The 9,871-nt window shown below is 71.5% G+C and carries 9 protein-coding genes and 1 pseudogene; 7 read left to right on the top strand and 3 right to left on the bottom strand.

All coding sequences use genetic code 11. The annotated features are described in order from the left end of the window. Nucleotides 1-347 precede the first annotated feature (347 nt). Nucleotides 348-1,067 carry an ABC transporter ATP-binding protein gene (locus ABD832_RS36675; RefSeq protein ID WP_344905473.1) on the top strand — a complete coding sequence of 240 codons (720 nt, stop codon included), beginning with the start codon at nucleotides 348-350 and terminating at the stop codon, nucleotides 1,065-1,067. Continuing rightward, nucleotides 1,064-1,903: an ABC transporter permease gene (locus ABD832_RS36670; protein WP_344905470.1), complete on the top strand. Its 840-nt coding sequence runs from the start codon at nucleotides 1,064-1,066 to the stop codon at nucleotides 1,901-1,903. Before ABD832_RS36675 ends, ABD832_RS36670 begins: the two co-directional genes overlap by 4 nt. A 179-nt stretch (nucleotides 1,904-2,082) precedes the next feature. Here ABD832_RS36670 and ABD832_RS36665 read toward each other — a convergent pair whose 3' ends face one another. After that, entirely contained in the window at nucleotides 2,083-2,667 is a 585-nt protein-coding gene (locus ABD832_RS36665; protein ID WP_344905467.1) for a TetR/AcrR family transcriptional regulator, read from the bottom strand. Nucleotides 2,668-3,397: 730 nt separating this feature from the next. Here ABD832_RS36665 and ABD832_RS36660 point away from each other — a divergent pair. Together ABD832_RS36660 and ABD832_RS36655 are read left to right on the top strand one after the other, a co-directional pair. Then, nucleotides 3,398-4,282, top strand: a complete 885-nt coding sequence (locus ABD832_RS36660; protein ID WP_344905464.1) for a glycosyltransferase — start codon at nucleotides 3,398-3,400, stop codon at nucleotides 4,280-4,282. 291 nt (nucleotides 4,283-4,573) lie between these two features. Beyond that, on the top strand, nucleotides 4,574-5,731 hold the full coding sequence (locus ABD832_RS36655) for a serine/threonine-protein kinase (protein ID WP_344905461.1): 1,158 nt from the start codon (nucleotides 4,574-4,576) through the stop codon (nucleotides 5,729-5,731). A 30-nt stretch (nucleotides 5,732-5,761) separates the two neighbouring features. Here ABD832_RS36655 and ABD832_RS36650 read toward each other — a convergent pair whose 3' ends face one another. After that, on the bottom strand, nucleotides 5,762-6,106 hold the full coding sequence (locus tag ABD832_RS36650) for a hypothetical protein (RefSeq protein ID WP_344905458.1): 345 nt from the start codon (nucleotides 6,104-6,106) through the stop codon (nucleotides 5,762-5,764). A gap of 673 nt (nucleotides 6,107-6,779) precedes the next feature. Here ABD832_RS36650 and ABD832_RS42425 point away from each other — a divergent pair. From ABD832_RS42425 to ABD832_RS42415, 3 genes and pseudogenes are all read left to right on the top strand, one after another. Continuing rightward, nucleotides 6,780-7,079, top strand: coding sequence for an NAD(P)-binding domain-containing protein (locus tag ABD832_RS42425; protein ID WP_425582720.1), 300 nt, complete (start codon nucleotides 6,780-6,782; stop codon nucleotides 7,077-7,079). 86 nt (nucleotides 7,080-7,165) lie between these two features. Then, a complete protein-coding gene (locus ABD832_RS42420; RefSeq protein WP_425582719.1) occupies nucleotides 7,166-7,561 on the top strand; it encodes a hypothetical protein in 396 nt (131 codons plus the stop codon). Continuing rightward, nucleotides 7,455-8,083, top strand: a pseudogene (locus tag ABD832_RS42415) (NADP(+)-dependent, decarboxylating phosphogluconate dehydrogenase); the annotation flags it as partial. The gene ABD832_RS42420 and the pseudogene ABD832_RS42415, both read left to right, overlap by 107 nt. Nucleotides 8,084-8,278: 195 nt before the next feature. Here ABD832_RS42415 and ABD832_RS36640 read toward each other — a convergent pair. Then, complete coding sequence (locus tag ABD832_RS36640; RefSeq protein ID WP_344905476.1) at nucleotides 8,279-8,404, bottom strand: hypothetical protein; 126 nt, start codon at nucleotides 8,402-8,404, stop codon at nucleotides 8,279-8,281. Nucleotides 8,405-9,871 lie beyond the last annotated feature (1,467 nt).

The raw sequence follows: 9,871 nt of genomic DNA, 5'->3' as shown, positions 1-9,871 counted from the left end.
ATTCTTTTTGTTCTTTCGTTATGCCCTTATTCTTTCAGCCCCGCTTTTTCGTGTCAAACCGACCCGATCAAGCTGGTCTTCCGGAATTCAGACGTCCCCTTTTCGGGGGAATCCCTTACTGTACTACCTCGTCCGATTCATGTCGAATCGCCCTCTTCCAGAACCGAAGCCCTGTGGAGGTTGAGATCGTCAGTGAGGGTTCCGAGGCCCGGCGTCAACGCCGTCTCCCTCGGGTCCGTGAAGCTTATGAACCTCGAACCACATCGTCAAATCAAGACCGCGTCGGGCGCCTCACCGGCGGCGAAAACCGATTGCCCCGTCCGGCCGGCGAACCGCACGCTTGCCTGGTGGTGATTCTTGAGGCTCTGGCGCTCGCGAAGAGGTTCGGCTCGGTGACCGCCGTGCGGGAGGTGAGCCTCACCGTCGGCAAGGGCGAGGTCGTCGGGCTGCTCGGTCCCAACGGTGCCGGCAAGTCGACGACACTGCACATGCTCCTCGGGCTGATCACACCGGACAGCGGCAGCATCCGCATGTTCGGCCTGGATCTGGACCGCCACCGGACCGAGGTGCTCAGCCAGATCAACTTCGCGGCGAGCTATGTCGATCTCCCCGGTGTCCTGCAGGTGCGGGAGGTGCTCGCCGCCTTCGCCCGGCTGTACGCCGTGCGCAGGCCCCGGGCCAGGGTCGAGGAGGTCGTCGAGCTGCTGGACCTGGGCCCGTTGCGCAGGCGCCGCGTGATGGAGCTCTCCTCCGGCCAGCGCACCCGTGTACAGCTGGCCAAGGCCCTGATCAACGAGCCGAGCCTGCTCATCCTGGACGAGCCCACCGCCAACCTCGACCCCGACGCCGGGGACCGGATCCGCAACCTGCTCGTCCGGGTGGCCTCGGAGAGCGGACGGGCGATGCTCATCACGTCGCACAACATGCAGGAGGTGGAACGGATGTGCCACCGGATCCATTTCATGTCCCAGGGAGGGATCGTGGCCAGCGGCAGTGCCGCCGAGCTCACGAACGTCTACGGGGCGGAGAACCTCGAGGAGGTCTTTCTCAAGGTGGCACGCTCATGACGGGGGGTGGCGCGACCATGACGGCGACCCTTCCCCCGCTCGGCATGGCCGCCCGCAGGCGGCGGATCAGCGGGGTGGTCTTCCGTGACCTCGCGGCGCTTCGCCGCAGCCCGGTCCGGATGTTCGAGATCATCTTCTGGCCCATGATCGAGCTGACCGTCTGGGGCTTCGTCACGGTCTTCCTGCAGTCGCAGCGGGTGCCCTTCGTCGCCACCTTCCTGCTCGGCGCGGTCCTGCTGTGGCAGGTGCTCCAGAAGGCCAGCAACGAGATCTCCATCGCCTTTTTGGAGGACATCTGGAGCAGGAATCTACTGAACGTGCAGGTGAGCCCGCTCTCCAACGTCGAGTACGTGATCGGGCTGATCGTGTTCTCGTTCAGCAAGGTCCTCTTCGCCGTCGCGTTCATCTCGGTGATGGCTCTCGCCCTCTACGGCTTCGGCATCACGAGCATGGGCGCGGGGTTGGTCCCGTTCATGGCGCTGCTGCTGGTGATGGGCTGGTCCCTGGGCCTGGTGGGAATCTGCGCGGTGCTGCGCTTCGGTCAGAACGCCCAGGTCATCGCCTGGTCGCTGGTCTTCGTCGTGCAACCGCTGTCGGGGATCTTCTACCCGGTCGAGACGCTTCCCGCTCCGCTCCGGGTCGTCGCGGAGTTCCTTCCGGCCACCCATGTCTTCACCGGGATGCGGACGGTCCTGGATGGCGGCGCCGTTCCGTGGCAGAGCCTGGCCTGGGCGACGTTGCTCGACGCCGTCTACCTCGTCGGCGCGCTGGCCCTGTTCGCGTGGGCGCTACGGCACGCCCGTACCCGCGGACGCCTGTCCCGGTTCGGCGAGTAGGGGCACGGACCGGCGGCCCCGCGTCGCCCTGCCAAGCTCCTCGCCCGTAGAACTCGCCCATGGAAGACGTCTTTCTGACAAGCGCCTCACCCGTGGAACCTGACAGGCGCCTCGCCCGTAGAAGACCCCGTCGGGGAGACGAGGGGCCGGACCGTGCAGGAGCACGGCGGAAAAAGCGGTCAGCGCGGCAGCGTGGCCGACATCGTCGCCACGATCACGGTGACCAGCCCTTCGACGACCTCGGCCCGGTCCACCTCGGGGTGCTCCAGCCACCAGTCACCGGTGGCCTGGACCATGCCGACGAAGGCGTGCCCGAGCACCTGCGCGCGGACCGGGTCGGGTACGGCTCCCTCGGCGGCGATCACCGTGCCGATCTCCTCCCCGAGGCCGCGCACGATCGCGGTCATCTGGGAGTGGGTACGGCTGTCCTCGGCCCCGGCGCGGTGGAACAGGAAACGGTAGAGGTTCAGGTTGGCCGCGATCATCTTCAGGTAGGCGTCGATCGTGGTGCGGGCACGGCTGCGCAGGTCGGTCCCGGCGCGGTCGAACTCCGGGCGGAGCAGGCCGGTCACGGTGCGCACGTGCCGGTTCGCCAGGGCCTGGTAGAGCCCGCTCTTGTCGCCGAAGTGCCGGTAGAGGATGGGTTTGGTGATCCCGGCCTCGGCGGCGATCGACGCCATGGACGCCTCGGGCCCCTCGCGCCGGATCACCCGGTCCGCGGCGTCGAGCAGTGCCCGCCGCCGATCCGGATCCCGTCCGCCCACCGCCGCTCCCCTCCCCCCCGGAGGGAACGGCACGCTCCCCTCGTCCGGAGGGAACAGCATAGGCCGGGGCCCCCGCATGGACCTCGTGTCCGGTCTGCACGCTTTGGGGTGGGCGGCTCGGGGAATGAGACGCAGGCAGGGCGAGACCGGCGGGGGGTTCTCAACATGTCGGGGAAGACTCGGGAGAGCGAAGGGCGCCTGGGACGGCACGTACCGGAGGCACTCCGGCGGGCGGCGCACCGGGGACGGGCGGTGTCCCGCCGTGTCGCGCGCCGGGAGACGGGCGTGCCGCGGCGCGTCGGGCGCCTGGGCAGGCGGGCAGTGCGCAGAGCGCTCGGGATCGGCCTGCGGGCGGCGTTCCTGCTGCTGCGGGTGCTCAACGCCAGGCGGGCTCGGCGTGCCCCGGCCGCGTCCACGGGAACGATCCGGATCCTGCTGCAGCACGCCTACGGGATGGGCGGCACCATCAGGACGGTGCTGAACCTGGCCGGTCATCTGGCGCGCGAGCGCGACGTGGAGATCGTCAGCGTGCTCCGGACCGCGGAGAAGCCGTTCTTCCCGATCCCGCCGGGCGTGCGGGTGTCGTTCCTGGACGACAGGACCCGGCCGCGGGGGATGGTGGCGACGCTGCTGGCGCGCGTGCCGAGCGTGCTGGTCCCGCGGGGGGGAGAACGCCTACCGGGCGCTCTCGCTCCTGACGGACCTGCGCACGGTCCGGTTCCTGCGGTCCATGCGCACCGGCGTGGTGATCTCCACCCGGCCGGGGTTCAACCTGATCACCGCGCTGTTCGCGCCACCCGGTGTGATCACCATCGGCCAGGAACACGTGGCCCTCGACATGCACTCCCCCGGGGTCGTCCGGCTCATCAAGCGGCGTTACGGCAGGCTGGACGCCTTCGTCACGCTCACCGAGAGGGACCTGGAGCGCTACCGCAGGGCGCTGAGGCCGCCGCCCCGGATGCTGCTGCGCATTCCCAACGCCGTGCCCCCGCTCGCCGGAGAGGTCTCGAAGCTGGACGAGAAGGTCGTGATCGCCATCGGCAGGCTGGTGCACGCCAAGGGCTTCGACCTGCTGGTGAAGGCCTGGCAGCCGGTCGCCACGGCGCATCCCGACTGGGTGCTGCGCGTCTACGGGCGGGGCAGGACCCAGGCCGAGCGCAAGCTGCGCGCCCGGATCAAGGAGGCCGGTCTGTCCGGGAGCATGCTGCTCATGGGCAGCTCGGCCGAGATCGGCCGGGAGCTGTCGCGAGCCTCGATCCACGTGGTCAGCTCGCGCCACGAGGGGTTCAGCATGACGATCCTGGAGGCGATGAGCAAAGGGGTGCCGGTGGTCAGCTTCGACTGCCCGCACGGTCCCAGGGAGATCGTCCGGGACGGGTACAACGGGTTCCTCGTCCCCCCGGGACGGCCGGAGGCGCTCGCCGAGGCGCTCTGCCGGGTGATCGAGGACCGGGAGCTGCGCGTCGCGCTCGGTGCCGGTGCCGTGCGGACGGCGGCGGGCTACGACCTCGGCACCATCGGTGCCCGCTGGGACGCGCTGCTGGCGCGGCTCGACGACGAGCACGCCGCCGGCCCGGGACGGACGGCCTCCGCGCGCCTGCTCGACCGGACCTGACGGGGACGGCGCACCCCGCACGGCCGCCCGGCCGGGGGTGACGGAACGCTCGGCCCAGCACGCCCCGGCACGCCCCGGCACGCTCCGCACAGCTCGGGACGGCTCGGGACGGCTCGGGACGGCTCGGGACGGCTCGGGACGGCTCGGGACGGCTCGGCCGGATCCGGCGAACGGCGCCCGGCACGGCCGCCGTCCCGCCGGACGGGAGGTCCAGAGCCCGCGAGGGCCGGGCTCTCCACCGGCACATCGTCGATGTCCGGTAATCTGCCGGTCGTCTCCAGGAGGTGGCAGGTGGCCGAAGCAGGCGCCTTTGCGGTGCCGGGCTACGAGGTGTCCGGCGTGCTCGGCCAGGGCGGTTTCGGGATCGTCTACCGGGCCAGGCAGCTGGCGGTGGAGCGCGAGGTGGCGCTCAAGGTGGACAACCGGGTGCTGGTCTCGGAGCGGGACCGGCGTCGTTTCATGCGCGAGGTGACCTCCGCGGGCGCCCTGTCCGGTCACCCGCACGTCGCCCACGTCTACGACGCCGGGGTGCTGCCGGACGGGCGGCCGTACATGGTCCTGGAGCTGTGCCCGGGCGGGTCGCTGCTCGACCGGATGCGGGCCGAGCAGCGGCTGCCTCCGGCCGAGGTCGCCGACATCGGCATCCGGATCGCCGACGCGCTGTCGGCCGCGCACGCCGCCGGGGTGCTGCACCGGGACATCAAGCCCGCCAACATCCTGATCAACCGGTACGGCAACGTGGTGCTCTCCGACTTCGGGCTGGCCACCATGCCGTCCTCGGGCGCCGAGGCGTCGGTGACGCGCGAGTCCCTCACCCCCGCCTACGCCCCGCCCGAGGCGTTCGAGCTCACCGAGCCGTCGGCCGCCGGGGACGTGTACTCCCTGGCCGCCACGCTGTACGCGCTGCTCTCGGGGCGTCCTCCGCGGTTCCCGGAGAGCGGCGTGGTCAACATCGCGGTCATCATGGCCCTGCACCGGCTGCCGATCCCCGAGATCCCGGGTGTGCCGCCGGAGCTGACCGCCGTGCTCAGGGCGGCGATGACGCCGGACCCGGCGCTCCGCACCCCGTCGGTGTCCGCGTTGCGCGACGCCCTCACCGACCTGCGCCTGGACCGGTCCGTCCCGGGCGGGTCCTCCACCCCGCGGGCCGGTCGCCTCGCCCGTCCCGCCCCCTGCCTCGACCCCGGTCCCGCCGCGTTCCGGGCCGGCCGGTGGCCTACGCCGAGGGGCACGAGGCGTTCTCCCCGCCGCGCGCCGGGGGCATCGTACGCGGGACCGGCGTACGCAGGACCGGTGGTCCGTGACGTCACCGGGGGTGCGCCGGCGCGCTCGCACTCGACGTCGCCGGGCCTGAGGGGAACGTCGAACACCCGGGCTCCGGGGGCGGTCGCCGGCACACGCCCCCGTCCAACGTGCGGGTCTTCGCCGCGCTGGCCGCGGCCTTCGTGATCCTGCTGCTGGTCGGGATCGGGTTGATCTTCATGGAGAACCGCGACTCCGCCCACCTCCCCGGCGGACGTCCCGGCGGTGCAGAACGGCGCCGCCGAGGACGACCAGGCCGCCAAGGACCCCGGAAGCACCGGGAGCGCCGAGAACGCGGCCCCGAGCACCGGCGCCTCCCAGGGGTTCGGGATCGCCACGGTCCACCCAGGGCTGCCCGGCCGCGAGGGTGGCGGGGGCGGGGGCCGCGTGCCCGGCGAAGGCGGAGTGCTGGGGCGGCCTGGTCTCGATCGCGGGCGACACCACGGCCCGGCGGATCGACTGCGGGCGACCGCACTCGTGGCAGACGTACGCGATCGCCCCGTTGCCGCAGGGCACGCGCATCGGCGACCTGGCCTCCCTGGAGGATCACCCGGCGGTGAGGAAGGTCTGCTCGGGCACGGTGATGTTCGCCTCCATGCACGACCAGCGCAACGACCGGGAGAGCAGGTGGCACGGGACGGTGCTTGCCGCCCTCCCAGGCGCGGTTCCAGGACGGGGTACGGGTCTACCGGTGCCTGGGCGGCCTCGTCGGCCGGGAGAGCTCGCTGTCCGGGTTCGGCCGCTGACCCCTCGCCGCCCGGGGCCAGAGCCGCCCGGAGTCTGAGCGGGCCCGGAATCTGAGCGGCCCGCAGCCTGAGCGGGGCCCGGGACCTGACCGGCCCGGGGCCGGGCGAGGTGCGTCCCCGCTCCCACCGGGTGCGGACGGTGCCGCGGAAGAGCGCTCCGTCCACCGGCCGGCACGGTTCCCGATGTCCTCTTGGTGCCTTTTGTTGGGGTAGGTGCACGGCGGAGATACCGGACGTGAAAAATTGGACGGGAGCGGAACGTGAACGCCCGTCGTGTGGTTCGCGTAGGTCATGGACAGTGGTGACGTCCGGAATCATTCGCTCAGGTTTTCGATGAATTCACCCACGGCATTCCGCCGTGTTCTGCTTTCCGGTCACGAGACCGGTTTCTCCGAGCTGGAGGTTTTCAATGACGCAGGCACAGATCGGTGTGGACAGGGCTGGCCGTCATGGGGGCGAACCTCGCCCGCAACCTGGCCAGGCACGGACATGCGGTGGCGGTGCACAACCGCTCCCAGTACAGGACGAAGGCACTGATCGAGGAGCACGGTGACGAGGGCACCTTCGTCCCCTGTGACACCCCGGAGGAGCTGGTCGCGGCACTGGAGCGCCCGCGCCGCATTCTGATCATGGTCAAGGCGGGGGCGCCGACCGACGCGGTGATCGAGGAGTTTCGCCCCCCTGCTGGAGCCGGGCGACATGCTGGTGGACGGCGGCAACGCCCATTTCGCCGACACCCGCCGGCGTGAGGCCGACCTGCGCGCGCGTGGCCTGCACTTCGTCGGGGCGGGGGTCTCCGGCGGGGAGGAGGGCGCGCTGCTCGGGCCCGAGCATCATGCCCGGCGGCTCGAAGGAGTCGTACCAGGCGCTGGGTCCGCTGCTGGAGGACATCGCGGCCAAGGTGGACGGTGTGCCCTGCTGCACGCACATCGGCCCCGACGGGGCCGGGCACTACGTGAAGATGGTGCACAACGGCATCGAGTACGCCGACATGCAGCTCATCGCCGAGGCCTACGACCTGCTCAGGCAGGGGCTCGGCCGGACCCCGGCGGAGCTGGCGGACATCTTCGCCGAGTGGAACGAGGAGCGAGCTGTCCTCGTACCTGATCGAGATCACCGCGGAGGTGCTCCGCCAGGTCGACGCGGTCACCGGTACGCCGCTGGTCGACGTGATCGCCGACCGGGCCGAGCAGAAGGGCACCGGCCGCTGGACGGTGCAGATCGCGCTTGACCTGGGCGTCCCGGTGAGCGGCATCGCCGAGGCGGTGTTCGCGCGCTCCCTGTCGGGGCACGCGGACCTGCGGGCCGCCGCGCGCGGCCTGCCCGGCCCCTCGGGCGTGCCGGCCGGGACCCTCGGCGAGGACTTCGCCGAGGACGTGCGGCGGGCGCTGTACGCCTCGAAGATCGTCGCCTACGCCCAGGGCTTCGACCAGCTCCGGGCCGGCAGCACCGAGTACGCGTGGGACCGTCGACCTCGGCGCGCTGGCCACGATCTGGCGGGGCGCTGCATCATCCGCGCCGTCTTCCTGGACCGCATCCGCGAGGCGTACGAGGCGGAGGAGAAGCCGGTCACCCTGCTCGCCGCCCCCTACTTCGCCGACGCGCTGACCCTGGCGCAGGACTCCTGGCGGCGGGTGGTGTCCAAGGCCGCGGAGCTGGGCATCCCGGCCCCCGTTTCGCGACCGCGCTGGCCTACTACGACGGGCTGCGCGCCGAGCGGCTGCCCGCGGCCCTGATCCAGGGGCAGCGCGACTTCTTCGGCGCGCACACCTACCAGCGGGTGGACCGCGAGGGCTCCTTCCACACCCTGTGGTCGGCCGACCTCGCACCGAGGTCGCGGGCTGAGCACCACGGCGGGGCGGCGCGTACGGGCCGCCCGCCCCCACGGGGGACGCGCCGCCGCCCCCGCACCGCCGGGCCGGGCCGGGCCGGGCCGGGCCGGCGGTGGTCAGCCGATCGCCGGGAGCAGGGCGAAGGCGTGGTCGGCGGCGGCGACGGCCGCGGGATGGGCCCGCTCGGCCGTCTCCCCCTCCACCAGCACCTGCCAGTTGCGCCGGGCCAGCACCCGCTGCACGGTCAGCACCTGCCGGCGACGAGCGCGGCGGTGAGGTCGTCGGTGACCCGTCGGTGAGCGCCACGGCGAGCGCCTCCTCGTCCAGGGCCATGTACCGGAAGACCCGCGCCCGCCATGGCGGGCGTGGTGAAGACCCATCCCGGTGGTAGCGAGCACTCGGATGGTCGTGAGGAGCCCCGTCACGGGGTCCCGACCGTTCCAGACCGGCCAGGAAGTGCCGGTGCCAGCCCTCCAGCGGCCGCCTGGCCCCGTCTCCGTCCGCACGAACCGGGCGGCCTCGCCCGAATGGTCGGAGATGCGGTCAGGACGGTCCTCCCTTGATCGGGAAGTACTTGAACAAGCGTCGCTTGGAGACCTCAGCCGACCGCCGCGACCCCTCCGAACGACCGACACCTCTCGAACCCCCCGCTCCAGGAAGAGCGAGACGGCCGTACGCCGAGATCGTCTACGCAGACTTCCTGCCGTCTCTTGGCGTTCACGAGCCCTGTCACGACGTTCCAGCCTACAGGCGGTAACTCGGTTATTATTTACCGAGTTAACACTTAGGGGGTGATGCGGATGACCGGTGCCGGACCCGGGCGGCGGGCCCGACGAGACCGACTCGACAGGGAAATCGACGGGTGGACTGCGGCGACGACTCGCGACGGACTCGACGTCGAGCGGCCTACCTGCGGAGGTGCGAGGGCGGCCGTCGCGGATGACGAGACGGGGCACTGTTGAACGGTCGTCGTCGGCGAGGCGGGTCGCGGGCGAACCGCTACATACAAGCGCCGAGAGCTGGGCTAAGACGCAGTAGCCCCAGGCCAAGGAGCTGGAGGAACGACCGGACGGCCGGGTTTTGTCGGTTCGGCCCCGTTGACTTCGGCCCCGCCGTCTTCCGGGCCGAGCACGGCGGGCAGCGCTACTCTACTACACTCATACATCGGACATCACATCGATCGGCCGGCGGCCAACTCTATGCCGGTGGTCCCGGACGGCAGCCGATGGTGATCGACTGGCGTGCCCCCCGGTCCTTCCACCGCGTTCTACCGGGCGATGCGCCCGCGAACCCGCGCGGGGTGGTCCGTACGGCGTCGTTTCGGCTGGTCGCCGGACGCCGGTGGCGGCTGACCGGCTTCGTAGGACGAGCTCCTCGATGACGCCAGGGCACCGGGGAGGATCCGGGAGAGGCGGGAGCGACGGCTGGGGTGGCGAGCCGGACGTGGCAGCCGAGTATCGAACGGCCCCGGGTCCGGGCCGATGCGGCGACATCGTGGTCCACCATCCAGCCGCGAGCAGGACGAGCTGGTCCGCGCCCGGCCTGAGAGTCGATCTGCGTCCAGGGGTGCGCCGGCACCGCAGACCGCGGTGGGGTTGCACCGGGCCGGGGCCGCCTATCTGCTCTACACCCACCGGCAGCGGCTCTCGCGGCGCGGCGTGCTGATCCTCGCCCGCAACCGGGTCCTTTCCTGGGGTACATCGGCGGGC

It is taken from the genome of Streptosporangium longisporum, assembly GCF_039534895.1.
GTDB classification, from domain to species: domain Bacteria; phylum Actinomycetota; class Actinomycetes; order Streptosporangiales; family Streptosporangiaceae; genus Streptosporangium; species Streptosporangium longisporum.
The sequence above is the reverse complement of the archived record's forward strand: the minus strand, read 5'-3'. Positions and strand labels throughout refer to the sequence as shown.

Bases quoted from the DNA above. Each gene is read 5' to 3' on its own strand.
- ABD832_RS36670 (WP_344905470.1), top strand. From the start codon at position 1,064: ATGACGGGGGGTGGCGCGACCATGACGGCGACCCTTCCCCCGCTCGGC.
- ABD832_RS36660 (WP_344905464.1), top strand. From the start codon at position 3,398: ATGCGCACCGGCGTGGTGATCTCCACCCGGCCGGGGTTCAACCTGATC.
- ABD832_RS36650 (WP_344905458.1), bottom strand. From the start codon at position 6,106: ATGCGCGTGCCCTGCGGCAACGGGGCGATCGCGTACGTCTGCCACGAG.
- ABD832_RS42425 (WP_425582720.1), top strand. From the start codon at position 6,780: ATGGGGGCGAACCTCGCCCGCAACCTGGCCAGGCACGGACATGCGGTG.
- ABD832_RS42420 (WP_425582719.1), top strand. From the start codon at position 7,166: ATGCCCGGCGGCTCGAAGGAGTCGTACCAGGCGCTGGGTCCGCTGCTG.